We start from the raw sequence: 26,401 nt of genomic DNA, 5'->3' as shown, positions 1-26,401 counted from the left end.
CGCCATGCCCAAGATCGTCTTCCTTTGGACCGACATCGCGCTGTGGCTCATGGTGCTGGGTGCGCTGGCCTATGTCTGGCACGTGCGCCGCAGCCCCAACCTGCGCGCCACCTGGGGGCGCGTTGCGCGTGACACGCCGGCGATGTGCTCGGCCGTCATTCTTGCCGCCTTCACCGTGGTGGGGCTTCTCGATTCCGTGCACTATCGGCCACAACTGCCGCCCGCGCCGGGTGCCGCCGCCGACGCCGCGCCCATCTACGCGCCCGTGGTCAAGTCGGCGCTGGACGGCTTGTTGGCCGGCACGGTGTTGACGCAGCCCGAAAGAAATTACTCGCAGCCGTTGGCAGTGAAGCTGTTCCTGAAAGAAACGATGCTGGTCAACGACAAGCCGGTGCGCGATTTTCCGCGGTTGCGCGGAGCCGCCACGCATGTGACCGATCCGGATACCCAGCACGTGCCTGACGTGTTGACGCGCCTGGGCTGGGGCATGGCCGGCGGCTTGGCTGTTGCGCTATTGTCCGCCGCCGTGTTGTTTGCCTTGCTGGCGCGGCGCGCCCAGTCGGCCAGGCAGGCGGCGCATATGCTGCTGGGCGGCGATTCAGACGTGCCCTGGCGCGCCATGGCCATCACCTTCACGCTGCTGTGCCTGACGGCCGGGGCGCTGGCCGGCCTGTCCAGCGGCTACCACGCGCTGGGCACCGACCGCATCGGCAACGACGTGTTGTGGCAGGCGCTTAAAAGCATTCGCACGGCGCTAGTCATCGGCAGCCTGACCACCATCGCCATGCTGCCGCCCGCCATCATCTTCGGCATCGCGGCCGGGTATTTCAAGGGCAAGGTCGACGACGCCATCCAGTACCTGTACACCACCATCACGTCGATTCCCGGCGTGCTGCTGGTGGCCGCCTGCGCGCTGATGATGCAGGTGTATATCGACAACCATGCCGACCTTTTCGACACCTCCGTCGCCCGCGCCGACCTGCGCCTGTTCCTGCTGTGCATGATTCTTGGGCTGACCGGCTGGGCGGGCCTGTGCCGCCTGCTGCGCGCCGAAACCCTCAAGCTGCGCGAACTGGAATACGTGCAGGCGGCGCGTGCCTTTGGCGTGTCGCACTGGCGCATCATGACGCGCCACCTGCTGCCCAACGTGGCGCACCTGGTGCTGATTACGGTAGTGCTGGAATTTTCGGGGCTGGTTCTGTACGAGGCCGTGCTGTCCTACCTGGGCATCGGCGTGGACCCCAGCATGAATTCCTTTGGTTCGATGATTGACGGGGCGCGGCTGGAAATGTCCCGCGATCCCATGATCTGGTGGAGCCTGATGACCGCATTCCTGTTCATGCTGGCGCTGGTGCTGGCGGCCAACCTGTTTGCCGATGCGGTGCGGGATGCGTTCGACCCGCGCACGCGCCGCTACAAACCCAGCCGCATGGCGCGCCTGGGCGGCTGGTTTGGCCGCCGCCAGACGCTGGCCGCCGAGCCGCGCCCATCGAAGTCCGGAGAAGCCCCATGAGCCAGGATTCCATCTTGCTGGACGTGCGCGGCCTGGATGTGGACATTGCCGGGGAATCCGGCATGACGCATGCGGTCAAGCGCCTTGAGCTGGCCATTTCCCAACGCCAGACCTTCGCGCTGGTGGGCGAATCGGGCTGCGGCAAGAGCATGACGGCGCTGGCGCTGTTGCGCTTGCTGCCCGACGCGGGCCGCATCGTGGGTGGGCAGATCGACCTGGATGGCCAGGACCTGAACCGCCTGCCTGAAAGCGCGATGCGCGGGGTGCGCGGCGGCCGCATCGGCATCATTTTCCAGGAGCCGTCCACCAGCCTGAACCCGGTCATGCGCGTGGGCGACCAGATCATCGAAACGCTGACGGCGCATACGCCCCTGCGCGGCGCGGCGGCGCGCGCCCGCGCCATCGACTGGCTGCGCCGCGTGGGCATCCCCGAGCCCGAGCGCCGCGTGGACGACTACCCGTTTCAATTTTCGGGCGGGCAAAAACAGCGCGTCATGATTGCCATCGCCTTGGCGGCCGAGCCGCTGTTGTTGATCGCCGACGAACCCACTACCGCGCTGGACGTTACCGTGCAGGCGCAGGTGCTGGACTTGCTTGCCGATATCCAGCGCGAAATGGGCATGGCCGTGATGTTGATCACGCACGACCTGGCCGTGGTCAAGAACGTGGCGCATCACGTCGCCCTGATGCGTGGCGGTGAAATCGTGGAAAGCGCCAGCGCCGAAGAATTCTTCCGCGCGCCCAAGCATCCGTACGCACGGCAGTTGTTCGAAGCCATTCCCACGTTCGACAAGCGCGGCGCGCCGCTGTCCCAGCAAGGCCGCGAGGCCAGCGCGGGCAAGGCCGAGCGCGCCCGCCCACGCGCGCCCGGTAACGCGGGCGACCTGGTGCTGGACGTACAAGACCTGAAGGTGCACTACCCCGTGCGCAAGGGGCCGTTGCGGCGTGTCGTGTCCTGGGTCAAGGCGGTGGACGGCGTCACCTTTACGCTGCGCGCGGGCGAGACGCTGGCCTTGCTGGGCGAGTCCGGTTGCGGCAAGACAACCACCGGCAAGGCGCTATTGCGCCTGATCGACGGCGCGCGCATTTCGGGCCGCGCCATGCTGCAAGGCAAGGACTTGCTGAGCGCCGACCGCCGCACGCTGCGCGACCTGCGGCAAGACATCCAGATCGTGTTCCAGGACCCTTATGCGTCGCTGGATCCGCGCATGCGCGTGGGCGATATCCTGGATGAAGGCCTGGCATCGTTACGGCGCTCAATGAGCCCGCAAGCACGCGCCGCGCATGCCGCGCAGTTGATTGAACGCGTCGGCTTGCCGGCCAACACGCTGACACGCTACCCGCACGAATTTTCGGGCGGGCAGCGCCAACGCATCGCCATCGCGCGGGCGCTTGCCGTCGAGCCCAAGGTGCTGATCTGCGACGAACCCACGTCCGCGCTGGACGTGTCCGTGCAGGCGCAGATCCTGGACCTGCTGCGTGAACTCCAGGACGAGCTGGGCATCGCCTACCTGTTCATCACGCATAACTTCGGCGTGGTGGAATATCTGGCGGACCGCATCGCGGTCATGGACGGTGGCCGCATCGTCGAGCTGGGCGATGCCGATACCGTGCTGCATGCGCCGCGCCAGCCACTGACCCAGCGCCTGCTTGCGGCGGTGCCGCGCTTGCAGTTCGGCTCATAAAAAACGCGCCCTGATCCGCAAGGATGCAGGGCGCGTGGCAGGCTGGCGTCCGGGCAGGACGCCAGCCGCGTCACAGCTCGTGATGGGACGTCGGCGTTTCCAGCCAGACCAGCGTGTCGTGCCGCAAGGCGCGCACGCATTGCGCCAGGAAGGCATGCACGGTTTCCAGTTCGGTGGTGTCGTAGCGTCGCGCCATCAACATCACCGCGTCAGCGACCCACTGGCGTTCCTGCGCCAGATGCTGGCACTGTTCTTCGACCGGCCGGATCACGATCATCCGGCGGTCCAGCGGGTGGCGGCCACGTTGCACATAACCTGCCGCCTCCAGCCGGTTGATCAAGGCGGTGGCGCCGCCCGAGCTGATTCCCATCAGCTGTGCCAGTTGCCCGGTGGGCAAGGCGTCGAATTCCATCACTAATTCCAGCGCTTTCAGATCCGCCAGGGGGATGCCCAGCTTGTCTGCCAGGGCCGACTGGCACGCGGCGTTGTACACCGAGAACTGTCGACCCAACATCAGGGCGATATCGTCGAGCATGCCTGGGCGCAATTCATTCGTGCGGGATTCTGGCATAACAGTCACATGCTCATGGTGGGCGATCGTTTCTTGTTGCAGCATGATTTCGCTCCTAGGCGGATCAGTTGTTTACTTCTTGGCCAAGCCGCCGAGCAAACCGCCCAGCAACCCGCCGTTGGCAGCGCCACCCGAGGTGCCGCCCGCCGTTGAACCGCCGGTCAAGCTGCTGGTGACACCACCCAGCAAACCGCCCAGCAGACCCCCGTTACTTGCCGTGCCGGCACCCGCCGCACCGCCGGCTGCCGCACCGGCCGCGCCACCCGCACTGACGCCCGCACTGGCGCCCGTACCTGTCGTCGCACCGACCGACACGCCACCCGCCACGCCGCCGAGCACGCCACCCGCCACGCCGCCGAGCACGCCACCCAGCAAGCCGCCGCCGACCGCGCCGCCCGAGGCGCCGCCCGCCGATCCACCCGTGGCGCCGCCGGTCACACCACCCAGCAAGCCGCCGAGCAATCCGCCGTTGGCCGCGCCGCCCGCCGTTCCGCCCGTCGCGCCACCCACCGCACCCTTCACGCCGCCCAGCAAGCTGGTCACCGGTGCCAACAAACCGTTCACGCCGCCCGCCGCGGGCGTTCCGCCCACGCCACCGACCCCGCCGAGGATGCCGGTGATCGGGCTGAGCAGGCCGCTCGTACCGCCACCGGTCACGCCGCCCGTTATGCCGCCTGTTACGCCGCCCAGGCCCAGGGCGCCGGTCACCGACGCCACCGCGCCGGTCGCGTTGGCCAACGTGGAGCCCAGCGGATTCGTATTGCCCGGCGTGGCGTGAACCAGACCGCCCGCGCTGGCGACCGCGCCGCCCAGGCCCTGCAACACGCCGTTCAGGCCGGCCGTGTTACCCGGCAACGTACCGCCCGCGCCGGCCAGCGTGCCGCCCAGGCTGGTCAACAGGCCGGCCACCGGGGCGCCCAGCTGCGTTTTCGCGCCCACTTGCTGCGTCAGGTTGGTCACCGTGCCGGCGATCGGCGCAACGTTCATGTCAAGCGCGGCCCCAACGCCGCCCAGCGTCGGTTGCAGGCCCAGGGGCAGCACGTTGTCCACTGTTTTGCCAACATTGGACAGGGCCGGTTGCAGGACGGGGCTGGACGGGCCATCCAGCAGGCGCCCCGTCACGCCGCCCGCCAGTTGCATGACCGGATTGAGCAAGCCCCCTTGGCCACCCAGGCCGTCCGTCAGGGCGCCCACGGCGTTGGTGGCGTTGCCCAGCATCGTCGTCAGCGGCATGGGATTGGCGGGGTCCGCGTTCAGCAGATCGCCCGCGCCGCCTACGGTTTTGCCCAAACCGTCCACCAGACCACCCAGGCCGGAGCTCAAGCCTCCGGGCAGGCCGGCGCCCTTGATCGACGTGCCCAAATCGCTCACTGCGCCGCCTACTTGCGTCGTCACGCCGTCCACCGGAGCGCCCAGCCCGGTCGTGGCGCCCACTTGCTGAGTCAGCCCGACCACGGTGTTGACCACCGGTTCCACCGTGGGATCCAGTGCCTTGCCCACGCCGCCAAGCGTGGGGCCCAGATTCAGGGGCAACGTGTTGTCCACGGCGTTGCCGGTGTTGCCCAACGTCGTTTGCAGCAGGCCCGCCGTCACCGGATTGACCGGGGGATTGGGGTCGGTGCCGCCGGGAGTGCCCGGGTTGCCAGGGTTGCCTGGGTCAGTGCCACCGGGATTGCTGCCGCCCGGGTTGGTGCCACCGGGGTTCGTGCCACCTGGGTTAGTCGGGATATCGATGCCAGGCAGGCCGGCGGTTTTCTTGCTACCACCGCTGCTTCCGCACGCGGCTAGCGCGCTGACGACAGCAGCGGCCATGACGGTGGCGGTCAAAATGCGTTGAATGCGGCTGGCTTCAATCTTGGACATCATGGCGAGCTCCTCGGGTTGGTAGGTCAGGCGTGGAAACCGCCCGGTACCGCTCTACATGCATAATCCGTGCCAAGATTTTTCAAACGGACCCACATTGCACGGGTCCACGCATTTGAGGGCTAATAAAATCCTTTGTTTTCAATGCACTGGTGTGGATTCGAGGGTTTGTACCAGGCTTGGGAATTCGTCACTTTTGCGACCACAAAAAGCCTTCGAATGTTACGAATGGCCGGTTATCCGACGTTACGTTACGGGCGACGTTACGTAACGCGGTGTTGGGAACCGGCGCAAATAAAGGTCGTTTCAGCCTGCCGCAAGCGCGCAAAAAAAAGCGCCTGTCGGAGCAGGCGCCAAAGGGGTCGGGAATGCGGTGCGTCAGAACGCGTCGTAGAACAACGAATAGTTGGCGTTAAAGCGCACGTCGCGGTCGTTATTGACCGTGGCGGATCCGATCGGCTTGGCCACGTTGAAATCGAACAGATAGTATTTATCGTCCGTGAAGCGCAGCCCCAGCGCCACCGAGGACAGGTGCCGCTGGTTCAGCGCTTGCAAGCCCTTGTTGTTGTACCAAGTGCGCGCATAGTCGATCAGCGCATAAGGCTGGACGGCCGACAGGTATTCCCAGCCTGTGCCGAAGCGCCGGTTGATTTCGGCCGATACGCCCACACCCTTGTCGCCGCTTTGTTCCCCTTGCGGGTATCCCATTGCGTAGCGCCAGCTGCCAAAAGAGATTTGCTCGGACGAGGGCAATATATTGCTGGAATATTGCGCAGCGCCTGAAAACGTCAGGCCGAACTGGGCCGGCAGGGCGACGGTTTGTTTGGCGTTCAGGTTATAGCGGGCGAAATCCAGGTCCAGAATCGGCGTGGCGGAATAACCGTAATTGCTTGAGATATCCTTCTTCGCGCCCGCCGCATCAAAGCCTTTGGACACGCTGGCGGTTATGTCGGTTGTTTGGATTTCCGACAACTGTATATATCGTAATTCGATATTTGCAGCGCGTACCCGAGCGTCCTGTTGCAACCAGAGGTCGGCATTGCGCGATTCATATCGGTCTTTGGAATTGGCGGCGTACATGCCCACCGTGCCCGTCAGCGACCGCGTATTGCTCAAGAGGATCGGATAGCTGACCCCGATACCGATGCGGTCGTTCTTTACCCGTCGTTCAAACCCCAGATATTCGATCGCGTCGTCTTTGGGCTTGGCGTCATAGTGGTAACCATCCACTTTGATGGCCAAGCCGTCAGGGCCGATGGGCACGCTGATTTCGCCCATTACATATTTCACGTCGTCGGTATTGAAGGGCACCGCCGCGGTCAACTTGACCTGTTCGCCCAACGGGGTAAGGCTGCTGGCGCCCACATTGACCAAGGGCTGCATACCGGTGCCCAGGTCGGCCACGCCGCCTGTCAAACTGAAAGGATGCCGGGTCGCGTTCAATACCAGTTCGGTGGCGCCGTCAGCGCGGCGCGGTAAATCCAGGCTGGGCGTGAATTTCACACCTGGCACCGTGCGCATCAGGTTCAGCTGCCGCTCCAGCGTGGCTTGTTTAAGCGGACGTTCCTCTTTCAGCGGGCCAGCCAAGGTATCCAGGCGATCTTGTGCGTTACCGATATCGCCTTCGATGCGCACATTGCTGATAAACCCTTCCACCACGGTCACGACCACCAGCCCATTCGCGAATGTCTGGTTTTGTACTAGTGCAAACGAAAGGGGGTATCCCTTGTCGCGATATAGCTGCGTGATCTTGTCGACCTGCTGGACCAGTTCCCCCAGGCTGATTTCCTTGCCTGACAAGGGGCTGAGTATTGCGGAAACCTCGTCGAAGGGAATCGCGTGCACGCCGCTGACATCGAAATTGCGCGGCACGATGCGTTGGGCCAGCCGCGCCTGCAATGCCAGTTGCTCGGGGGTTGCCGTCTGCACGACGGGGGGCGGTTGTGTGGCGCCCGGCGGCCTTTCCAGCTGCGGGACCGCGTCGACGGGGTTGCCTCGCAAAGGGCCGTCGGCGCGCGCGGGGGCACCACAGAAAACCGTACAGATCAGGGCGAGGGTAAGCGAACTTGCCGGGTACGTACGTCTCATTGCCTAGTGTGTCTCTGTTTCTACCAACGCCGTCCCGATGAGTATTCGATATTGCGGGAATACTGAATAAAAATGGGGACGCAGTGTTGTAAAAGGTGCTTCAGTGCGTCGTAGGCAATATGGTGCCAGCGTACGGAGTTAACAACAAATTATTTCATTGTGACCAGTCGGGAACGGCAGGATTACAACATATTGAGATTCTCATGAAAGAAAATATTTAAGTTTTATAAGGGTTAACTAGGGGATTTTTATTAAGTTCACCCTAGTTTTGCTGTATTGGTTACATGTCGGTGGGCGTCGAGATGTGAATATACGTGTAAACCCTGATGTGTATTAAATGTTAATAGATAAGACTATATAAACGTTTCAAAACACATCGGTTATGAGCCACCGGGAGTCCACGAGATGGGCACGCATCACCCTAGTAATCATTGGCGCGATCAACCGATCCCGCTTTCCCTATTGCCGCTGTTTCACCGGGGCCGTTCGTGAACCCGGGCGATATTGTTCCGCTTTCGTTCAACGGCGGCCTGGTCGCCCTGTCGTTTCTGACAGCGGTACTGGGCTCGTACGTCGCCTTGCTGGCGGCGGCGGGCATTCGCACAGAAACCCAGGACGGCGACCTGCGCATCGGTTACATCATCATCGGCGCGGTAGCCATGGGCGGCGTGGGCATCTGGAGCATGCACTTCATTGGCATGCAGGCGCAGAACCTGCCGTTTGATGTCGGTTATCAGGTTGGCCTGACCATACTGAGTTTCTTCGTTGCCGCCGGGTTTTCCGGCTGGGCCTTCTGGTATGTCGGCCGCGAACGCTTCACCTTTGGCCGATGCCTGGTGGGTGGCATGGCCGCCGGCCTGGGCGTGGCCGCGATGCACTACCTGGGCATGGGCGCGATGCGCATGCCGGCCGTGCTGCTGTGGAATCTGCCCATTGTCGTTTTATCGGTGCTTATCGCCGTAATTGCCGCTTCGGCCGCGCTCTGGCTGGCGTTCAATACCCAGAACGAGTTTCAACGAGGCGGCGCGGCCATTTTGATGGCAGTGGCCGTTTGCGGCATGCATTACACCGGCGCGGCGGCCGGCACGGTTATCTGCTCGGCCCCCCGCGAGGCGTCCAGCCTGCAAATCGGCGGGGTGATGCTGCCGTATATCGCGTTTGTGTTGTCGGCGCTCATGTTGCTGATCATGCGTTGGCAGCTGCAACGCGCGTCGACCCGTTTCCGTTCGCGCATGGCGCAGCGTATCGACTCGTTTATTGAATCGGCGCCTGTGGCTGAACCAGGCAAGGCGCCCGGCTCCACATTGGGGCCGGGCTAGCAGGGCCCGGTATGCGTTCGGATGCTTTTCATTCGGACGCGAGAAATACCGGCAATAGGGGGTCGGCACCGCCACGCGGATCGGCTCAATTATCAATCGAGTGTTAGGAGCTCGACATGAAAGCGAAACTTGCGCAGTTCTGGAACGACGAAGACGGCATCACCGCCCTGGAATACGGGTTGATCGCGGGTCTGGTGGCGGTGGCCCTCATCGCTGCCGTGGGGACTTTCACCGACGCCCTGGGCACCATGTTCACGGGACTCGGCACCAAGCTCAATACCGCAGGCGGGGGTTGATGCCCTAGCGCGCTAACGCGTACCGCGATGACCCAATGTGTCGGGGCATGGCGGTACGTGGCTGAAGTCCGAGATTGTTTGCTTGACACGGGTTGCGCTCTTCTGGACGAGCGGGCCTGCCGTTGAATCTGCTTGATCAGAAGGTCCTGCCTTGTATCCAGGGGAAGTGCTGTGGCTGCTGTTGTTCGCATGCTGGAACGTGGTGCTGATCTACAACGATCTGCGCTATCGCCGCGTACCCAACACGTTGATCGTGGTGGGCTTCGTGGCGCAGCTGCTTTGGCTGCTGGCCGCCGCCTTCGTGCCTGGATGGACGTATCCGCCGCGCTGGACCGGGTGGTTGATGTGTGGGGCAGGGTTTTTGGCAGCCTTGCTGTTCTTGCCGCTTTGGGGCCGGCGCCTCATGGGCGCGGGCGACGTCAAGGCAATCGCCATCCTGGGGCTGTGGCTGGGTCTGGCGCCGCTGATCCTGGTGATGGTGCTGGCCAGTCTGCTGGCCGGCGTGCACGCGCTGGCGTATGTGGTGGTGTCGCGCTATTGGGCGGTGTCGCATCGGCTGCGTCAAATTCCGTATGCCATGTATCTGGGTATCGCCGCGCTCAGCGTGGTTCTTATGCCCTTGAATTCGCCCTGGTATTCGTGGTGTTCTTCCTGGTGCTCTACGGCATCCTGACCTACGGGCTGGTGTTTCTTGCACAGAATTCCGTCACGCTGGCCGCACAGGACGGCGCCCGCAAAGTCCTGCAATGGCAGGCGGGCACCACGTCGCTGGCCGCGCGCGCCAACGCAGGCCGCGACACCGCACTGAATATCGCATCCTGGATGGCTTCCATGTCGGCCGCGCCGATCAAGGTTGCGGTCTGCGGCAGCGGCGGCGCCTTGAGCAGCAGCGCGGGCGGCACGTGCAGCGGTCAGCCGCTGGCCGCCGACCAGATCGAAGTGACGGTGTCGTATGCCTACGGCGCGCATCCGTTGATCCCCTCGTTTCCGCTGTTGCAGACGATGTTGATGCCGTCCACCAGCGTGCTCAGCGCGCGCGCCACGGTTCATCTTGGCAACACGCTGGGCGTGGGAGGCTGACATGGCACTGCCACGAACCCGTTTTGCGCCAGCGCTGCGCCAACGCGGCATTGCCGCGCTTGAACTGTCGCTGACGCTGACCATGCTGCTGATCTTCATCTGCGCCGTGGTGGGCTACGGCGTGTTGTTCTGGATGCAGCAACAGTTGGCAGCCGCCGCCGGAGAGGGCGCCCGCGCCGCCGTGTACGCGCAGATCAGCGGCAGCGCCAACGTGCAGGGCGATGCCTGCTCGGCCGCCATGAGTGTTTTCTCGACCGGCTCGGCGGTGGCATGCGCGACCACGCGCGCGCCGTGCGCCTGGGCCGGGTCCGGCGGCGAAGTCGCCAATTGCGCCACCGTCGCCATGACCTACAACACCCAGTCCTGGCCGCTGCTGGCCACATTGCAATCGTTCATCGTCATGCTGCCCGGCACGAACAAGAACTGGGTACCGAGCAGGTTGTCGTCGAAAGCCATCGTGCAGATATCGCAAGGGACACCATGAGCAGTATTAGCAAGATCATTGCGGGCGTGTTGTTGGTGGCGGGCCTGGTGCTGGCCTTCCTGGCGTGGCGCCTGGCGTCGCATTCCGGTCCTCCGCCCGCCAATCCGTCACCGGTCGCCACCGCGCCGGCAGCGACGCCCGCGCCGCAAGTGACCTTGCACGATGTTGTCGTGGCCAAGGAAGCCATTGCCGCCGGCACGCGCATCGACGCCGCCAAAATGCTGACCGTCGCGCAATGGCAGGTGGCGCTTTCCAACAGCTTCAACACCCCGGCACCGCTGGAAGGCGCCGTGGCGCGCGTGGACATCGCAGCGGGTGACCCCATCGTTCCCAGCCTGCTGGCGCAGGGCCTTGCCAAGCAGCTCAAGCCCGGCGAACGGGCTGTCGCCATCGCGGTCGACGAAGTGGTCGGCGGCGGCAACCGCATTGCGCCCGGCGACCTGGTGGATGTGTTCTTCATGGTGGAAAAAGGCCAGGAAATCTCCGGCGGCCAGGCGCGCCTGCTGCAATCGCAGCTGCGCGTGCTGGCCTTTGGCAAAAGCTCGGTGGACGGTCCGGAAGAAAAATCCGTGCTGCAACAAGGCCCCGGGCAGCCGGCGCGCACCGCCGTGCTTGCGGTGCCGGTCGAACAGATCAATGAACTGATCCTGGCCAGCCGCGCCGGCCGTCTGCAACTGGCGTTGCGGCCCGTCGGCGATGACGCCGTGCCGGACGCCACGCTGTTCGCCAAGCGCGGCACGGTGTTGCCCACCCGCGCCGACCTCACCCCCGCGCAGCGTGAAGCCTTGCTGACCGGCCCAAACCGCGCCTTTGCGGGCGACAGCCTGGTGCAGCTTGAAGGCGCCACACCCGCGGCGAGAGCGCCCGCCAACCGCGTGTCGGCGCCCACTGCCGGCAGTGGCGGCGGCGGGGGCCGTACCGTTGAAATCGTGCGGGGAGACAAATCCGAGCGCGTTCGTTATTGAACTTGGCTGCGCGTGGCAGGTGCCGCCGCGGCTGGACCATTAGAAGCAACCAAATCCAGCACATGAAAAGATATCAGCGCACCACCATGATCTGCGTCCTGTCGGCCGCAGCGGCGATGACATACGGTGCCGTAAGCCTGGCCCAGGGCGCCGCGCCCTCGGCGGCGGCGAACGCACCGGTCCGTGATATCGCGGTGGCCGTCAAAGGCCAGCAATCGCTGATGCTTGACGGCGCCGCGCCCAGTCGCATTGCCATCGGCGACCCCGAGGTCGCCGACGTGAAAATCCTGCCGGCCTCCGGCAAGCGCGCGGGCTCGCTGCTGTTGTACGGCAAGAAGGCGGGCACCACGCAGTTGCAGATATGGACGGGCAACAGCCCCACGCCGCAGATCTGGAACGTGCGCGTGGCTACGTCGGTGCAGGCGGCGTTGGCCAGCCGCCGCGTGCAGGGCGGCCCCAACGTGGATATCGCGGGCGACCACGCGGTGGTGTCCGGCTACGCCGAAACCCCGCTGGCGCAGATCGCCGCCGCCAAGGCAGCCGCCGCCGCAGTGGGCGACAAGAACGTCGTGGACGTGTCCTCGGCCGGCGCGGGCGGCGTCGTGCAGGTCGAAGTCAAGGTCGTGGAAGTGTCGCGGTCAGTGATGAAGCAGGCAGGCATCAATTTCGCCGCCAGCAACGGCCCCTGGGCCGGCGCCAGCGCCGTATCCCCGACGGGGCTGGCCGCGCCCCTGGGGTTCACGCCGGGCGGCCCGATTGCCGCGGGCTTCTCGCTGTTCTATGACACGAACAATTTCGCGGCGCGCCTGCGCCTCTTGCAAAGCAACGGCATGGCGCGCGTGCTGGCGGAACCCACGCTGGTCGCCTTGACGGGTCAAAGCGCCAGCTTCCTGGCAGGGGGCGAACTGCCGATTCCCGAAGCGGGCGGCCTGGGCACCACCACGGTGACCTTCAAGCCATTCGGTATCGGCCTGACGGTCACCCCGACCGTGCTGTCGCGCGATCGCATCTCGTTGAAGGTGGCGCCAGAGGCCAGTGAACTGGATTACAGCAACGGCATCGCCATCAACACCAGCAACGACGCCAGCACCGTCATTCCCGCGCTGCGCACGCGCCGGGCGGATACCACGGTGGAATTGGGCGACGGCGAGAGCTTCGTGATCAGCGGCCTGGTGTCGCGCCAGACCAAGGCGATGGTCAACAAGGTGCCCATGCTGGGCGACTTGCCGATCATCGGCGCGTTCTTTCGCAGCGTGGACTACTCGCAAGAGGACACGGAACTGGTCATCGTCGTGACGCCGCGCCTGGTGCGCCCGATTGCGCGCGGGGTGACGCTGCCGCTGCCAGGCGGCCGTCAAGAAACAGCAGATTCAACTTTCAATGCCTGGGGCTATTACCTGATGGGCCCGGTAGGCGGGCAGCAAATGCCGGGCTTTTCACGGTGAGCAATATGAAGACACATGCCAGCGAGTGGGTTGGCCTGCAAAACGGCAAGCGGTTCCTGTTTTGCTCAAAAGGCGATGGCGTCGCCGCGCAGCTTGGACAAGCTTTGGGAGACATGGGCATGTTGACCCAGGAATCCCCAAGCATCGAAGAGTTGGCGCGGCGATTGACCGAGATCGGACCGCAGGTGGTTTTCCTGGACTTCACCCTGAGTGAGGACGAACCCGGAAAGCTGTTCAAATCCGCCGAGCTGGCACGCTTGCTCGCGCGTATCGCGCCGACCGTGCCGCGTGTGGCGGTCGGTTTCCTCAGCCAGCCTGAAGGCGCCATCGCGGCGCTGCGTGCGGGCGTCAGCGATTTCGTGGACCCCACGGTCGCACCCGAGGAAGTCAAGGAAGTGGTGCTGCGCCTGCTTGACGTGCCGGCCAGTGGTGGCCGCATGGACGGCTCGCGTCGCAGCGTCCTGTTGCTGGGCGCGCGTCCGGGCGTGGGGACCAGCACGCTGGCCGTGCATCTGGCCGGCATGGTGCAAGACCGCTTGAAGCAGGCGCACCTTGCGCGCGCCAGCGCCAACGGCGCCAAGCCCGTCAAGCCGGCCGAACAATCGGGCGCCATGCTGCCCCTGGCCAGCCGCGTGGCCTTGATGGACCTGGGCTGGCCGGTGGGCGATTGCCAGCTTTACCTGAACATCGGTAGCGACTTTGATTTTGCGGAAGCCGCGCGCAACCTGCGCCGGCTGGATTCCACCTTGTTGGGTTCGGCGATGGCCCACACCAACAACGGTCTGAGTGTGTTGGCGCTGCCGCGCGATCTATCCCAGATGCGCGACGTTTCGCAATCCGACTCCCTGCTGGTGTTCGAGCGCTTGCGCCAACACTTCGGCGTGGTCGTAGCGGATGCGGGCGGGTTCTCCAACCCGGAATTCGTGGCGGGCCTGGCTCGCTCGTCTCAACAGAACTGGATTGTGACCGACCAGAGCGTCGGGGCGTTGGTGTCGCTGGCCGGCCTGCTGCAAGAGCTGGAGCAACTGCATGTTGACCGCCGCAGCCTGGGCCTGATCGTCAACCGCTACGACGAACGCTACGGCATGACCGCGCAGCAGATTGCCGACCGCTTCCAACTGGATCTGGTGGGCACGTTGCCGGACCGCACGCTGGCCCTGATGGTCTGCACCAACCAGGGTCACCTGCTGCATGAAGAGGCCGAGCGCGACGTGTATGTGCGCGCGGTGCAGACGCTGGCGGAAAAACTCAGCGCGGAAGAGAACACCCCCGGCGGGCGGGCTAGCTGGCTGGCCACATGGCTGCCCGGTGTGCACCGCCGCATGATCGTCGGTTAACGGCAAGCTTCACGGGACGGCGGCGGAATCCGACATGATCATGACAGCGACCATTGAATTCGGCGGTGACGGCGACAAGGACTTTGCCTCGTCGAACCGCTTCCAGGAAGTCAAGACGGCGGCGTACGAGCACCTGCTGTCGCGCATCGAAGAACTGGGCGCGGAGTTCGGCCGCTGGGCGCGATCGGCCATCCAGGAGTTCGTCGATATCGAAGTCGCAAGCTTTGTACGCTTGCGGCGCGTGCCGATCAACGAAGGCGAAATGCGCCTGATCGCCGAGGCGCTGACCAAGGAACTGGCCGGCCTGGGGCCGCTGGAAGACCTGCTTGCCGATCCGGCCGTCGAAGACATCCTGATCAACGGTTACGAAAACGTGTTCGTTTCGCGGCGCGGGGTGCTGGCGCGCGAGACGCTGCGCTTTACCGATAACCAGCATGTGCTGCGCATCGTGCGCCGCATTCTTGCGCCTATCGGCCGGCGGCTGGACGAGTCCAGCCCCATGGTGGACGCGCGCTTGCCCGATGGCGGCCGGCTTAACGTGGTGATCGAACCCTTGGCCGTGGATGGCCCGATGGTGTCGATCCGCAAGTTTCGCCAGGACCCGCTCAAGCCCGCCGACCTGCTGACGCTGGGCACCTTTGACGAAGACATCTACCGGCTGCTGCATGAAGCCGTGAAGAACCGTTGCAACGTGCTGGTATCGGGCGGCACCAGCTCGGGCAAGACTTCGCTGTTGAATGCGCTGGCGTTCTTCATTCCGGAGACCGAGCGCGTGGTTACGGTGGAAGACACCGCCGAACTGTCGCTGAACCATCCGCACGTGGTGCGGCTGGAGTCGCGGCAGGGCGGCTTTGACGGCAGCGGCGCGGTCAGCATCCGCGAATTGATCCGCAACAGCTTGCGCATGCGGCCCGACCGCGTGGTGGTGGGCGAAGTGCGCGGCGCGGAAGTCATGGACATGCTGCAAGCGATGAACACCGGCCATGAAGGGTCGATGGCTACCATCCACGCGAACTCACCGCGCGAATGCCTGTACCGGATCGAAATGCTGGCGGGCTTTGCGGGATTTCAGGGCAGCGAAGACAGCCTGCGCCGTCAGATCGCCAGCGCGCTGGACTTCATCGTGCAGATCGGCCGGCTGTCTAACGGCAAGCGGCGCGTGCTGTCGGTGACCGAAGTCACCGGCATGGGCGACAACGTCATCTCGACGCAGGAACTGTACCGCCACGAAACCTTCACCACGCCCGAGGGCGAAGAAAAAGACCGCTGGAACTGGCTGGGCATACACCCGCACACGCCCAAGCTGGCGAAGCTGCGCAACGAGCAGCGCGTGAACGACAACCCGCCCGGCGACAACGATGGCGGCGGCGGCTTCTGGAGCCGGAGGCGCTGATGCAAGACGCTTTGATCCTGGGCGCGCTGGCGCTGGTGATGGCTTCGGGCGCGGTGCTGCTTTGGCGACATGCCAACAGCGGCGCCCGGCGCGCGGCCAGCTCTGCGTTCCTGGAGAACCAGCTCAAGCGCGGCCGCGAAACGCCGGAAGAAACGCCATTCGCCGAGGGCGGGCGCGCGATGCGCAGCGGGTTTTCCAGCTGGGACCGGCTGCTGTTGCTGGCCGGCGTGCGCCAAAGTCCGGGCTTCTATTTACGCACGGCGGTGCCCGTGGTGCTGGGCGCGGTGCTGGCCTGGGTGTTCCTGGGGCCGCTGTCGGGCGTTGTGTCCTTCGTGATGCTGGCCGTGCTGATGTACTTCCTGCTGTGGCTGCGCGCCGACAAGCGGCGGCGCCGGATGATTGCGCAGTTGCCCGCCTTCCTGGACAACATCGTGCGCCTGATCACCATCGGCAACAGCATGGGCGCCGCGTTCCAGACGGCCGCCGCCACCACCGACCAACCGCTGCTGGAAGTGGTGGAAACGGCGGCCAGCCTGAGCCGCTCGGCCAAGGAACTGGACGCGGCGCTGGTACAGGTGTCGCGCATGTATGGCTTGAGAGAGTTGTACATGGTGGCCGCCGTGGTGTCGCTGGCGATGCGCTTTGGCGGACGCAGCGACCAGGTGCTGGAGCGCATGGCCGCGTTCATGCGCGACGTGGCGCAGGCGCGCAATGAATTGTCGGCAAGCTCGGCGGAAGTGCGCCTGTCGGCGTGGATCCTGGCGCTGCTGCCGGTGGGAATCGCCGGCTTCATCATCGTGGCGAACAACAAGCTTTTCATGGGCCTGTGGGAAGACCCCTTGGGCTTCAAGATGCTGCTGACGGCGGTGGTGCTGCAAATTGGCGGCTGCTATTGGCTGTATCGCATGGCTAAGTCGATTTAAGGGAAGGCAACGATGCGGATGCTGCAATCCTGGGATGTCTCTACCGTGCTGGCGGCGGCGCTGATGCTGGTGGCCGCCGCGCTGCTGGTGCTGGGCGTCAGCATGGCGCGCCGGCTGCGCGGGCAGGGCCGTAGCCGTCAGGTGATCGATCAGGCGCTGGCCACGCGCCAGGGCGGTGCGGCCGCGGCCGCGGCTGCCGCGACGGCCGACACAAGCCGGGGCCGTTTTTCGTCGGCGGCGCGGGTGGCCGATGCGTTCGGCAAGCGCCTGAGCGAAGGGCGCCTGGCCGACACGTTGCTGGCCGCCGAAGACCGCAAGATGGTCGACATGGCGGGCTATGCCAATACCGGTACGGCACGCTCGCGCTTTGTCGCGGCGCGCTTCGGGTTGGCCATTGCGCTGCCCATCGTGGCGGTGGTGATCGACCTGCGCAAGCACCTGACCGATTCCTCGATGGGCGTCTTCATCGCCGCGTTCTTCGGCTTTGCCATCGGCTACATGCTGCCCAAATGGGTGGTCAGCCGCCGCCTGGCGCGCCGCAAGCGCATGGCCGGCGATGAGCTGCCGCTGCTGATCGACCTGCTGCGCTTGCTGCAAGGGGTGGGCTTGTCCATCGACCAGAGCATGCAGGTGCTGATCAAAGAGTTCGCGCAGGTCTTGCCGGTGCTGTCGTACGAATTGCGCCTGGCCTCTGAACTGTATGTGCGTGGGCGCACGCGCGAGCAATCGCTGGCGCGGCTGGCCACGGGGTTTGATAACGACGACCTGTCGGCCATTTGCCGGCTGATCGCGCAGGTGGATCAGCATGGCGGCGCCGTGCAAGAACCGTTGAACCGGTTCGGCGAACGCCTGCGCGACAAGCGCCGGCTGGAACTGAAAGAGAAAGTGGGCAAGACCACCGTGAAGATGACGGGGGTCATGATCGTGACGCTGTTGCCCGCCCTGTTGATCGTGACGGGCGGCGCGGGGTTTATCGCGGTATTGCGTGGCATGTCACGCATGGGGGGCATGTAATGGCGGGCGTGATCAAGAAGGGTGGGGGCAATAACGGCGGGGGCGCCTTGCGGTGGACCCTGGTGGCGGCGGCCGTGGCGGCCGGCGCGGGCTTGACCGGATGCAAGACCAATAGCGCGGAATCGGCGTGGCAGCTGATCCAGCAGCAACAGCAGGAACAGGCGCTGGCGCGCCAGAAGGAAGACGACGCGGACGCCAAGCGGCGTCCGAAAGGGCCCGAGATGATGCTGTCGCTGATTGCCGAGGCGCAGCGCCAAGAGCGTTATTTCGCGTCGCTGGCGTATATCGACGCGTATCAGCAGAAGTTCGGCAACGATGCGCGGGTGGCGGTGCTGCGCGCCGAGGCCTTGCGCCAGACCGGGCAGACGGCCATGAGCGAGCAAGCCTATCGCGCCTTGCTAGCCACCGATCAGGCGGCCGATGGCTGGCATGGCCTGGGCTTGATTGCCGGGGCGCGGGGGCAGTTCGATCAGGCCGCCGACGACTTTGCGCGCGCCGCCAAGCTGTCACCCATGGACGCGCGCATTCTGGGCGACCTGGGTTATGCGCGGCTGCGCGCCGGCGACCCGGCGGGCGCGCGCGTGCCCTTGGGGCAGGCGGCAGAGCTTGCGCCCGACAACGCCAAGGTGCTTGCCAATCTGGCGGTGCTGTTGCTGGTGGAAGGCGAGCCGGTGCGCGCGCAACGGCTGATGGACCAGGCCAAGCTTGGTGACGAGGCGCGTGGACAGGTGCTGCGCATGGCCTCGGACATCCGCGTGCAGCGGCCCCCGATGCCGGCATCCACGTCCACTTCTACGTCCACATCCGCATCGGTCGCCGTGCCCGTGGCGGCCGATGCGTCGACGACTCGCGTGTCCAGCGGCGGCGGCATTGTCCTGCCGGTGATGAGTCCGTTGATGGATGGCCTGGGCAATGGGCCCATCGTGCGCTAACCCGAATCAGGAACGATATCCATGTCCACGACCCGCTATTTCGCATCCCGCGCTTTGCCCTCGGCAGTGGCTTGCGCACCGGCACTTGCCTCGCCTGCTGCATCGCTTTTCGCATTGCCTTTCGCATTGCCTTCCGCGTTGAGCATCACGCTGACGGCAGCGCTGGCCGTGCTGGCGCCCATGTCGTCTTTGGCGCAGTCGAACGCGCCCTTGACCGGTGGCATGTCGGGCGGCGCAGCCGCCACTGCGCCCGCGCAGCCAGTGCCGCAAGCGCAGCTGCCCGCTCGGCCCGTGGTGCAGCAGGTGCAAAGCCCCATGCCGCAGCCGGGCACGGCGGCAACGACCCCGGCGACATCCACGACCCCAGGCGCCCAAAGCGCCCAAAGCGCCCAGGCAGCGCAGGCGGCCGCGCCCGAAGAAGCGTTTGGCGACGTCACCCGTGGGCTGCTTGCCGCGCAGGCCGATGGCCGCCGCGCAGGCAATGCCTTGCCCGTGCTGGGGCCCGTCTCTACGGCCGCGTGGAACCGCTATCTGGAGAGCTTCTCGCATCCCATCCCGGAATATTTCCAGAAGCGGGTCGAAACCAAAAACACCAACTGACCCGCGCCCACCCCGTTGCCAGCTGATGGCAACTTCAGGATTGCCCGATCATGCCTGCCCCAGTCCAACCCTTTTGTCGTGTGTCCCTGTCGCGCCAGCGCGGCAGCATGGCCGTCGCCGTGGTATTCGCGGTGTTGGTCGGCTTGGCGATGTTGGGCGTGGCGCAGTTGGGCTACGGCTACTACATGAAGCGCGAGATCCAGAAGGCAGCGGACCTGGCCGCCTTGACGGCCGTGCAGGTGCTGGGCATGGGCTCGGCCGCCGACTGCACCCGCGCCACGTCGGCCGGCAAGGCCTCGGCGCTGGCAAACGTGCCCAACATTTTCGACACCTTCACCGCGGCCGACATCACGGTGCAATGCAAGCTGTGGGATTCCACCCGAGCCGACGCCTCGGGCATGCACGTATTCGATCCGGCCAGCGGCCAGGCGCTGAATGCGGTGCGCCTGACCATCCGCAAGGAATTGGCCAGTTTGTTCGGCACCTTGGGCTTGAGCACCACCGTCTCGGTGAATGCGGTGGCGACCAATACTCAACCCGTTGCCGCCTTCATGGTCGGATCGCGCCTGTTGCGCTTGCAACGCGGCGGCCTGCTGTCGCAGCTGTTGTCGACGGTAGGCGCCACCCCCACGCAGCTGGACGTGCTGGACGCGGCCGGGTTGGCCAGCGTCAACATCACGCCGTCGGGCTTGCTCAAGGCGCTGGGCCTGCCGCTGTCGGTCGCCACGGGCGTGGGCACGCCGGCCGAGTTGGCCGCCGTCAATAACCTGACGCTGGGCCAATTGCTGCAAGCCACCCTTACCGTCGTCAACCAAAGCGGTACCGCGGGCGCCGATGTCGGCCTGGTCAGCAACGCCATCAACACGGTGCTGGCAGTGATGCCGCTGAACCTGCCGGTCAAGCTGTTCGGCAATGGCGGCGTGTTGAACCTGGCGGTGGTGGGCGGGGACGCGACCGGCGCGCTGTCGGCTAACGTCAACGCGCTGAACGTGCTGGAAACCGCGCTGGTGGTGGCCAACGGACAAAACCTGATCAACCTGGGGCTTAGCGTGCCGCTGCTTGGCGTGGACGCGCGCGTGCGCGTAGTCGAACCGCCCACGCTGGCTGTTGGCGGTATCGGCACGCAGGCCACCAGCGCGGGCATCCGCGTCTACCTGCGCGTCAGCACCAGCAATATTCCGCTGGTGGGGCCGTTGCTGGCGAACACGTTGGGTACCAAGGTCGATCTGCCCATCATCATCGATGTGGCGCAGTCCACCGGCACGCTGACCAACCTGTGCCAGGCGCCGCTGACCCAGCATCAGGCCACCATTGCCGTGACCTCGTCGTTGGCGAATATCTGCCTGGGGCGCTTTCCCGGCATGACGTCCAGCACCGACCAGACCGCCGCCAACTTCGTGTCACTGACCAACAGCTGCCAGCCCGGCGCGTTTGCGGCCATCCAACGCCATCAGGTGTTGAACGTGCTGGGCATTCTGCCGTTGACCGCCAAGGTGACCTTGCCCGTGTTCAATTCCACCGCGCCGGTGTCGGTAACGTTGACTGAGCCTCCGGGCACACCGTCCACACAGACCGTCACCGCCACGTCCGTGAACCTGGGTGCGCTGGCCTCGAACCTGTCCGACGCCGTCGTCGGCGGCATTTTGGGCGATCTGTACAGCACGGGAACCCCCCTGTCCGCCGCGGACCGCACGGCGCTGGCCACCAGCCTGGTGGGCGGGGGCGGCAGCAGCGCGGGCAAGTCGATCACGCAGGTCTACAACGACATGCAGTGGTCCACGACCGCGCTTAACCAGCTAAGCACCAGGCTGACCACGGGCGGCCTGACGGGCGTGCTGGGCGGCACGCTGCAACTGGTCGGCAACATCCTGACGTCCCTGCTGGTGGCGCCCCTGAATGACGTGGTGTGCGCGCTGGGGCTTACCCCCAGCGCCATCCGCACTTGCCGGATCAATTCGGTGGCCGCGCAGGCGCTCAGTGGAAGCTCGCAGGTGGGCGGGGTGCTGTCCATCGTGGTGAACCTCTTGCAGCCGGTGCTGGCACCCCTGTCCGCCGCGCTGCAACAGTTGCTGGACCTGCTGGGTATCAGCGTGGGCCAGACCGATGTGTCGCTGCTGTCCGTGGATTGCGGGCAGCCCCGCCTGGTGTACTGATGAAGATGACTTTGATCACCGTTCAATCCTTGCCGCCATGGTTGCTGCCATGACTCAGAAATTCGCCCGTGACGAGTTCGATCTGTACGTCTGGGAAGGCACGTCCGACATCGCCAGCCGCGCCGAGCGCTGCCTGGCCGGCATGGACGTGACGCTGGTGCGCGCGGACGTGGGCACCGCATTCCCGCCGCCGCGCGACCCAGGCCGCCCGGCCGTCGCCCTGGTGTCGGTGTCGGTCATGGGGGACAACCGGTTCAGCGGCTACGACTGGTTGTCGGCGCAGGCCATGCCGGTGATCTGGGTGTCCGCCGAAACGCGTGGCCGCGATCCTCGCTACTACCCGCCCGAATATTCCTACACCTTGCCGCTGTCGTTCACCACGGCTGACCTGCGCAAGCTGCTGTATGAATTGCTGGGCACGCTGGAGCAGTTCAGCCGGTCCGCGCCCAAGCGCGAGCAACCCCTGATTGCGGTGTCCGAACCCATGCGCGCGCTGCTGGCCGAAGCCGAGATGTTTGCCGATTGCCGCAGCAATGCGCTGATCCACGGCGAAACCGGCGTCGGCAAAGAGCGCATCGCGCGCTTGCTGCACGACCGCGCGGCCTGGTCCGATGGCCCCTTCGTGGCGGTCAACTGCGGCGCCATCCCGGAAGGCCTGTTCGAGGCGCATTTCTTCGGACATGCCAAGGGCGCGTTCACCGGCGCCGTGGGCGCGCACAAGGGCTATTTCGAACAAGCCAACGGCGGCACGCTGTTCCTGGATGAAATTGGCGACCTGCCGCTATACCAACAGGTGAAACTGCTGCGCGTGCTGGAGCAAAGCGCAGTGACCCGGCTGGGTTCCACCGTGGAAATTCCGGTGGATTTCCGCCTGGTCGCGGCAACCAACAAAGACCTGCGCGTGCTGGTGGGGCAGGACGAATTCCGGGCCGACCTCTATTACCGGCTGGCGGTGATCGAACTGCGCATTCCGAATCTTGAGCAGCGGGGCGGCGATGAAAAGATCGCCATCTTCCGCGCGTTGCTGGCTCGCCTGGGCTGCGACGGCGAGCCCCCGGAATGGCTGCTGGACCGCGTGGCGCGCACGCGCTACGCCGGCAACGTGCGCGAACTGTCCAACGTGGCCGAGCGCGTGGCCATCATGCGCCGGCAATTCGGCACCTGGGACGAATCGCGCATCGCGCGCATCTTCGATCAGATCGGGGAACCCCTGCGCGCCGCCAGCACGCTGTGCGAGCCACCGGTATTCACCGACGCCGAGCGGGCCGAACGCGCCCGCATCCTGGCGGCGCTGGACGTTAACGGCTGGCGCCGGCAAGACACCGCGAACACGCTGGGCATCAGCCGCAAAGTGCTGTGGGAAAAGATGCGCAAGCTGCATCTGGGCGGCGGGCAGGGCGAAACGGCGGAGGGCGTCGTGGAGGCCTCCTGATCCTGCAATTGGGGAAGCCCCCTAGGGGGCGACAGATCGTTCGCGGCCTATGTAAGCAGATCAACCGTGAGCGAAATAAATTGCTATAGTTCCGCAACGATTTTTTTGGGGAAGGCATGAACGTCCAATTTATCCGTGCCGCCACACGCATGGCGCTGTTAGGCACGGCGTTGTCCGGCCTGGCGGCGTGCGCCAGCGCTCAATCCGAAGCGCCACGGCCCACGGTTAAGCAGGTCGAAGATACCAAGGCGGCTGACGCCCCGGTAACCCCGCCCGTGACCCCGCCCGCAGCGCCCGCCCGGCCTGCGTCCACCGTGGCCGAACTGCAAGGCCTGATCCAGGCGCGCCAGGTGTCCGAGCTGCGCACGGCCTACAACGGCACGTATGGCGCCAGCCTGTTGTTCAAGCCCGACGACCTGACCTATTACGTGGCGCTGTTTCAACAGAAGGATTTTTGGCGCGTGCTGAAGACGGTGTCTGAAAAGCAGGCCGAATCCACCTACCGCGCGTTCGCCGCGCAATCGGCGGACCTGGCTGAAGTGGACATCAAGCGCATCAAGCTGCAAGCCGAATATGCGCATGCCGAAAAGCTGCTGGCCAGCCGTAGCGAGCAACTGAGCACGCTGCAAGCCGACCGCACGCTGCGCATGCAGCAGGAACAGCAAGTGGCCGCGCGCCAGGAACAGTCGCGCCAGGAAGCCACGGCGCTGGCCGACCAGCAAAAGGACGTACGCCAGCAACTGCGTGATTTGCAGCGCCAGATCGATGCGCTTCAGGCCCAGCAAGCCCAGATCGACGGCGGCACGGGCGCCAAGCGCGGCAAGTAATCGCGCGCTATTGCCAAGACGGGCCTGCGGGCCCGTTTTTCTTGGCCAGGCGGTAATGACCCCGCGCATTTCAGGGGATAGTGGGGTGGCTGGCCGGATACTTGTATTCTTGCCGCAGACCCCCATATGGCAACCATGGCTCTTAAAGTTTTTGACCTCCAGTGCGAACACAGCCACGTATTCGAAGGCTGGTTCGGCTCGCACGAAGACTACGACGCGCAACAGGCGCGTGGCCTGGTTACGTGCCCCGTTTGCGGGTCGGCCAGCATCACCAAGCGTTTGTCGGCGCCGCGCCTGAACGTGTCGCATCTGCACGCGCCGACCAGCCTGCCCGCCGTGCCCGCGGGCGCCTCGGACGCCGAGAAAATGGCCGCGGTGCAGGCCATCGTGATGAAACAGGTGCGCGCGTTGCTGCGCAACACTGAAAACGTCGGTCCGCGCTTCGCCGAAGAGGCGCGCCGCATCCACGAGGGCGACGCCGACGAGCGCCCGATACGCGGCACGGCCACGCCCGAAGAACGCGCCGCGCTGGTCGAAGACGGCATCGAAGTCATGGCCGTGCCGGACTTTCTGGACGACGAGCGCCTGCAATAACGCTTGCGGTGGTCAACAAAAAAAGCCAGGCCCGCGAATTGCGGGCCTGGCTTTTTCGTACCTGCTACCGGATCAGATTACTGAACGCGGCTGCGGTATTCGTTCGTGCGGGTGTCGATTTCGATCTTGTCGCCGATGGCGCAGAACAGCGGCACGTTCAGTTCGTAGCCGGTGTTGATCTTGGCCGGCTTGGTGACCTTGCCCGAGGTATCGCCACGCACGGCGGGTTCGGTGTAGGTGATTTCGCGAACGATCGTGGTGGGCAGTTCAACCGAGATGGCGCGGCCGTCGTAGAAGACCACTTCCACGGGCATCGCTTCTTCCAGGTAGTTCAGGGCGTCGCCCATGCTTTCCGCTTCGATTTCGTACTGGTTGTACTCTTCGTCCATGAAGACGTACATCGGGTCGCCGAAGTAGGAGTACGTGCACTCCTTGCGATCCAGTTGCACCACTTCGAACTTTTCGTCGGCCTTGTAGACCGATTCGCTGGCCGAGGCGGTCAGCAGGTTCTTGAACTTCAGCTTCACAACAGCAGCGTTACGGCCAGACTTGTTGTATTCGGCTTTTTGGACCACGAGGGGATCCTTGCCGACCATGACCACGTTGCCGACTCGCAATTCCTGAGCGGTTTTCATCGATAAAACTCCGGGGGGTAGGTGCACTCGCCGTGCTTGCAAAAAGCCGCATGGCTTGCGGCTTCCTGCACACCCCGGGAGGCGTCATAGTTGAGGCCCGACAAATCCAGGGCGACTCAGAAAACTCTCTATTCTAACGTTTCTTAGCCAAGTCTGCGCAAAAGTCGGCCAGATTTTCGGCCAGATCCGGCAGCGCGGCCTGGCTTGCATCCCAGGTTCGGGCGGCGTCCTGCCATGCCGCCCACGCGTCCGGCACCAGCGCCGCCGTCATGGCGGCCCGAGTTTCCCCAGTCTCTGGCTGGTTCCAGGCTCGGATCAAGGCTTGCGCGGTATCCGGGGCCGGATAGCGGGCCAGCCAGGCTTCCAGCTTTTCCAGATGCACGTTCTGGTCCTGGGGATAGATTTGCCACACCAGGGGGCGCGCGGCCCAGGCGGCACGGATGAACGAGTCTTCGCCGCGCACGAAATTCATGTCCGACAGCCACAGCACGCGGTCAAAGTCGGGCTGGGCCACGAAGGGCAGGCGCGCCAGCAAAGGGGCGCCGGGCGCTTGGCAGGCGGCCTCAAGGCCGGGGGCAACGCCCTCGGGCGCCAGCAGCACGCATGGCCGGGAGTCGGCCGCCAGGGCGCGGACCAGATCGCCCGCGGGCGCCGTGGGATAACAGAACAGCGATACCGTACGCGCGCCGTCCTGGCGGTGCGCGAGCACGGCGTCCGACACGCCCAGCGACCGTAAAAACCCGTTTTGCTGGTCGATAGACGATTGCAGCGCGTCACGTTCGGCGCTTAAACCCGGTTCGCGCAACAGGCCGCCCGTGGCCGCGGTGAACCCGGGAAAGAAAAAGTGTTTGACCAGCCCGTCCGGCCGCTGCGAGGGCAGGCCGTGGCAGCTTTCCACCCAGGCTTCGGCGCTCAGATATTCCAGGTTGATCCAGGCGGGATGCACCCGTTGCATGCTATGCAGAAACGCCTCGGGCGGGTCGCAGGCAAAGGCTTCGATGACCACATCCCGAGCGGTCAGGGTGGGATCGGGCGTGTCGGACCAGTGGACGATGTCCACGCCGGCCAGCGCTTGGCGCGGGGCGTCGGGCGCGATGCCCGGCTGAATGCGGGCAAAGCTGGCCAGGTCGTCTACCCACAGGCGCACGTCCCAGCCGCAGCCGCCAGCCAGCCGGCGCGCCAGCCGCCAGCAGACGCCGATGTCGCCATAGTTATCGACGACTCGGCAAAAGATGTCTGCTTGCATGGCGGC

24 protein-coding genes are annotated in these 26,401 nt (G+C 65.1%); 19 read left to right on the top strand and 5 right to left on the bottom strand.

Annotation, left to right across the window (positions count from 1 at the left end):
• Positions 1-4 precede the first annotated feature (4 nt).
• Positions 5-1,513, top strand: a complete 1,509-nt coding sequence (locus YH64_RS10810) for an ABC transporter permease (protein WP_046804096.1) — start codon at positions 5-7, stop codon at positions 1,511-1,513.
• Entirely contained in the window at positions 1,510-3,198 is a 1,689-nt protein-coding gene (locus YH64_RS10805) for an ABC transporter ATP-binding protein (RefSeq protein ID WP_046804095.1), read from the top strand. The genes YH64_RS10810 and YH64_RS10805 overlap by 4 nt, the downstream gene beginning before the upstream one ends.
• Positions 3,199-3,268: 70 nt before the next feature.
• Here YH64_RS10805 and YH64_RS10800 read toward each other — a convergent pair whose 3' ends face one another.
• From YH64_RS10800 to YH64_RS10790, 3 genes are all read right to left on the bottom strand, one after another.
• A complete protein-coding gene (locus tag YH64_RS10800; protein WP_046804094.1) occupies positions 3,269-3,814 on the bottom strand; it encodes a MarR family winged helix-turn-helix transcriptional regulator in 546 nt (181 codons plus the stop codon).
• 27 nt (positions 3,815-3,841) lie between these two features.
• A complete protein-coding gene (locus YH64_RS10795; RefSeq protein ID WP_046804093.1) occupies positions 3,842-5,635 on the bottom strand; it encodes a collagen-like triple helix repeat-containing protein in 1,794 nt (597 codons plus the stop codon).
• 375 nt (positions 5,636-6,010) lie between these two features.
• On the bottom strand, positions 6,011-7,720 hold the full coding sequence (locus YH64_RS10790) for a ShlB/FhaC/HecB family hemolysin secretion/activation protein (RefSeq protein ID WP_143215331.1): 1,710 nt from the start codon (positions 7,718-7,720) through the stop codon (positions 6,011-6,013).
• Between the two features lie 488 nt (positions 7,721-8,208).
• On the opposite strand from YH64_RS10790, the gene YH64_RS10785 reads away from it, so the two are divergent.
• The 17 genes from YH64_RS10785 (at position 8,209) to YH64_RS10705 (ending at position 24,514) form a co-directional block, all read left to right on the top strand.
• Positions 8,209-9,039, top strand: a complete 831-nt coding sequence (locus YH64_RS10785; protein ID WP_046804091.1) for an MHYT domain-containing protein — start codon at positions 8,209-8,211, stop codon at positions 9,037-9,039.
• 116 nt (positions 9,040-9,155) lie between these two features.
• Entirely contained in the window at positions 9,156-9,335 is a 180-nt protein-coding gene (locus tag YH64_RS10780; RefSeq protein ID WP_046804090.1) for a Flp family type IVb pilin, read from the top strand.
• A 151-nt stretch (positions 9,336-9,486) separates the two neighbouring features.
• Positions 9,487-10,008 carry a prepilin peptidase gene (locus YH64_RS10775; protein ID WP_046804089.1) on the top strand — a complete coding sequence of 174 codons (522 nt, stop codon included), beginning with the start codon at positions 9,487-9,489 and terminating at the stop codon, positions 10,006-10,008.
• Positions 9,978-10,415: a TadE/TadG family type IV pilus assembly protein gene (locus YH64_RS10770; protein ID WP_370512734.1), complete on the top strand. Its 438-nt coding sequence runs from the start codon at positions 9,978-9,980 to the stop codon at positions 10,413-10,415. Before YH64_RS10775 ends, YH64_RS10770 begins: the two co-directional genes overlap by 31 nt.
• A 1-nt stretch (position 10,416) precedes the next feature.
• Positions 10,417-10,899 (top strand): TadE/TadG family type IV pilus assembly protein, encoded by a 483-nt coding sequence (locus tag YH64_RS10765; protein WP_046804087.1) that lies wholly within the window; start codon positions 10,417-10,419, stop codon positions 10,897-10,899.
• The gene (gene cpaB / locus YH64_RS10760) at positions 10,896-11,864 is read left to right on the top strand and encodes a Flp pilus assembly protein CpaB (RefSeq protein ID WP_046804086.1); all 969 of its coding nucleotides are present in this window, start codon (positions 10,896-10,898) and stop codon (positions 11,862-11,864) included. The genes YH64_RS10765 and cpaB overlap by 4 nt, the downstream gene beginning before the upstream one ends.
• A gap of 62 nt (positions 11,865-11,926) precedes the next feature.
• Entirely contained in the window at positions 11,927-13,309 is a 1,383-nt protein-coding gene (locus tag YH64_RS10755; protein ID WP_143215330.1) for a type II and III secretion system protein family protein, read from the top strand.
• On the top strand, positions 13,306-14,646 hold the full coding sequence (locus tag YH64_RS10750) for a MinD/ParA family protein (protein ID WP_046804085.1): 1,341 nt from the start codon (positions 13,306-13,308) through the stop codon (positions 14,644-14,646). The genes YH64_RS10755 and YH64_RS10750 overlap by 4 nt, the downstream gene beginning before the upstream one ends.
• Before the next feature lie 34 nt (positions 14,647-14,680).
• Positions 14,681-16,039: a CpaF family protein gene (locus YH64_RS10745; protein WP_046804084.1), complete on the top strand. Its 1,359-nt coding sequence runs from the start codon at positions 14,681-14,683 to the stop codon at positions 16,037-16,039.
• Positions 16,039-16,962, top strand: a complete 924-nt coding sequence (locus YH64_RS10740) for a type II secretion system F family protein (protein WP_046804083.1) — start codon at positions 16,039-16,041, stop codon at positions 16,960-16,962. The genes YH64_RS10745 and YH64_RS10740 overlap by 1 nt, the downstream gene beginning before the upstream one ends.
• A 12-nt stretch (positions 16,963-16,974) precedes the next feature.
• Positions 16,975-17,976 carry a type II secretion system F family protein gene (locus tag YH64_RS10735; RefSeq protein WP_046804082.1) on the top strand — a complete coding sequence of 334 codons (1,002 nt, stop codon included), beginning with the start codon at positions 16,975-16,977 and terminating at the stop codon, positions 17,974-17,976.
• Positions 17,976-18,908 (top strand): tetratricopeptide repeat protein, encoded by a 933-nt coding sequence (locus tag YH64_RS10730; RefSeq protein ID WP_082134422.1) that lies wholly within the window; start codon positions 17,976-17,978, stop codon positions 18,906-18,908. Before YH64_RS10735 ends, YH64_RS10730 begins: the two co-directional genes overlap by 1 nt.
• 180 nt (positions 18,909-19,088) lie before the next feature.
• Positions 19,089-19,508, top strand: a complete 420-nt coding sequence (locus tag YH64_RS10725) for a DUF3613 domain-containing protein (protein ID WP_046804190.1) — start codon at positions 19,089-19,091, stop codon at positions 19,506-19,508.
• Between the two features lie 50 nt (positions 19,509-19,558).
• Positions 19,559-21,661, top strand: coding sequence for a TadG family pilus assembly protein (locus YH64_RS10720; RefSeq protein ID WP_255444311.1), 2,103 nt, complete (start codon positions 19,559-19,561; stop codon positions 21,659-21,661).
• A 49-nt stretch (positions 21,662-21,710) separates the two neighbouring features.
• Positions 21,711-23,093 (top strand): sigma 54-interacting transcriptional regulator, encoded by a 1,383-nt coding sequence (locus YH64_RS10715; RefSeq protein WP_046804189.1) that lies wholly within the window; start codon positions 21,711-21,713, stop codon positions 23,091-23,093.
• A gap of 116 nt (positions 23,094-23,209) precedes the next feature.
• On the top strand, positions 23,210-23,920 hold the full coding sequence (locus YH64_RS10710; RefSeq protein WP_046804080.1) for a DUF2968 domain-containing protein: 711 nt from the start codon (positions 23,210-23,212) through the stop codon (positions 23,918-23,920).
• Between the two features lie 135 nt (positions 23,921-24,055).
• Positions 24,056-24,514, top strand: a complete 459-nt coding sequence (locus YH64_RS10705; protein ID WP_046804188.1) for a DUF1178 family protein — start codon at positions 24,056-24,058, stop codon at positions 24,512-24,514.
• A gap of 77 nt (positions 24,515-24,591) precedes the next feature.
• Here the strand turns inward: YH64_RS10705 and efp are convergent, their stop codons facing one another.
• Together efp and earP are read right to left on the bottom strand one after the other, a co-directional pair.
• On the bottom strand, positions 24,592-25,149 hold the full coding sequence (efp, locus tag YH64_RS10700) for an elongation factor P (RefSeq protein ID WP_046804079.1): 558 nt from the start codon (positions 25,147-25,149) through the stop codon (positions 24,592-24,594).
• Positions 25,150-25,282: 133 nt separating this feature from the next.
• Entirely contained in the window at positions 25,283-26,395 is a 1,113-nt protein-coding gene (earP, locus tag YH64_RS10695; protein ID WP_046804078.1) for an elongation factor P maturation arginine rhamnosyltransferase EarP, read from the bottom strand.
• Between the last annotated feature and the right edge of the window lie 6 nt (positions 26,396-26,401).

It is taken from the genome of Achromobacter sp. LC458 (assembly GCF_001005835.2).
Classification (GTDB): domain Bacteria; phylum Pseudomonadota; class Gammaproteobacteria; order Burkholderiales; family Burkholderiaceae_B; genus Achromobacter; species Achromobacter spanius_B.
Note: the sequence above shows the minus strand (reverse complement) of the source record. Positions and strands in the feature narration are given on the sequence as shown.

Excerpts from the sequence above, each read along its gene's own strand:
- YH64_RS10795 (WP_046804093.1), bottom strand. The coding sequence starts at position 5,635 with ATGATGTCCAAGATTGAAGCCAGCCGCATTCAACGCATTTTGACCGCC.
- YH64_RS10755 (WP_143215330.1), top strand. The coding sequence starts at position 11,927 with ATGAAAAGATATCAGCGCACCACCATGATCTGCGTCCTGTCGGCCGCA.
- YH64_RS10720 (WP_255444311.1), top strand. The coding sequence starts at position 19,559 with ATGCCTGCCCCAGTCCAACCCTTTTGTCGTGTGTCCCTGTCGCGCCAG.
- YH64_RS10710 (WP_046804080.1), top strand. The coding sequence starts at position 23,210 with ATGAACGTCCAATTTATCCGTGCCGCCACACGCATGGCGCTGTTAGGC.
- YH64_RS10810 (WP_046804096.1), top strand. The coding sequence starts at position 5 with ATGCCCAAGATCGTCTTCCTTTGGACCGACATCGCGCTGTGGCTCATG.
- earP (WP_046804078.1), bottom strand. The coding sequence starts at position 26,395 with ATGCAAGCAGACATCTTTTGCCGAGTCGTCGATAACTATGGCGACATC.
- YH64_RS10730 (WP_082134422.1), top strand. The coding sequence starts at position 17,976 with ATGGCGGGCGTGATCAAGAAGGGTGGGGGCAATAACGGCGGGGGCGCC.
- YH64_RS10800 (WP_046804094.1), bottom strand. The coding sequence starts at position 3,814 with ATGCTGCAACAAGAAACGATCGCCCACCATGAGCATGTGACTGTTATG.
- efp (WP_046804079.1), bottom strand. The coding sequence starts at position 25,149 with ATGAAAACCGCTCAGGAATTGCGAGTCGGCAACGTGGTCATGGTCGGC.
- YH64_RS10805 (WP_046804095.1), top strand. The coding sequence starts at position 1,510 with ATGAGCCAGGATTCCATCTTGCTGGACGTGCGCGGCCTGGATGTGGAC.
- YH64_RS10705 (WP_046804188.1), top strand. The coding sequence starts at position 24,056 with ATGGCTCTTAAAGTTTTTGACCTCCAGTGCGAACACAGCCACGTATTC.
- YH64_RS10715 (WP_046804189.1), top strand. The coding sequence starts at position 21,711 with ATGACTCAGAAATTCGCCCGTGACGAGTTCGATCTGTACGTCTGGGAA.
- YH64_RS10780 (WP_046804090.1), top strand. The coding sequence starts at position 9,156 with ATGAAAGCGAAACTTGCGCAGTTCTGGAACGACGAAGACGGCATCACC.
- YH64_RS10725 (WP_046804190.1), top strand. The coding sequence starts at position 19,089 with ATGTCGTCTTTGGCGCAGTCGAACGCGCCCTTGACCGGTGGCATGTCG.
- cpaB (WP_046804086.1), top strand. The coding sequence starts at position 10,896 with ATGAGCAGTATTAGCAAGATCATTGCGGGCGTGTTGTTGGTGGCGGGC.
- YH64_RS10735 (WP_046804082.1), top strand. The coding sequence starts at position 16,975 with ATGCGGATGCTGCAATCCTGGGATGTCTCTACCGTGCTGGCGGCGGCG.
- YH64_RS10765 (WP_046804087.1), top strand. The coding sequence starts at position 10,417 with ATGGCACTGCCACGAACCCGTTTTGCGCCAGCGCTGCGCCAACGCGGC.
- YH64_RS10790 (WP_143215331.1), bottom strand. The coding sequence starts at position 7,720 with ATGAGACGTACGTACCCGGCAAGTTCGCTTACCCTCGCCCTGATCTGT.
- YH64_RS10745 (WP_046804084.1), top strand. The coding sequence starts at position 14,681 with ATGATCATGACAGCGACCATTGAATTCGGCGGTGACGGCGACAAGGAC.
- YH64_RS10740 (WP_046804083.1), top strand. The coding sequence starts at position 16,039 with ATGCAAGACGCTTTGATCCTGGGCGCGCTGGCGCTGGTGATGGCTTCG.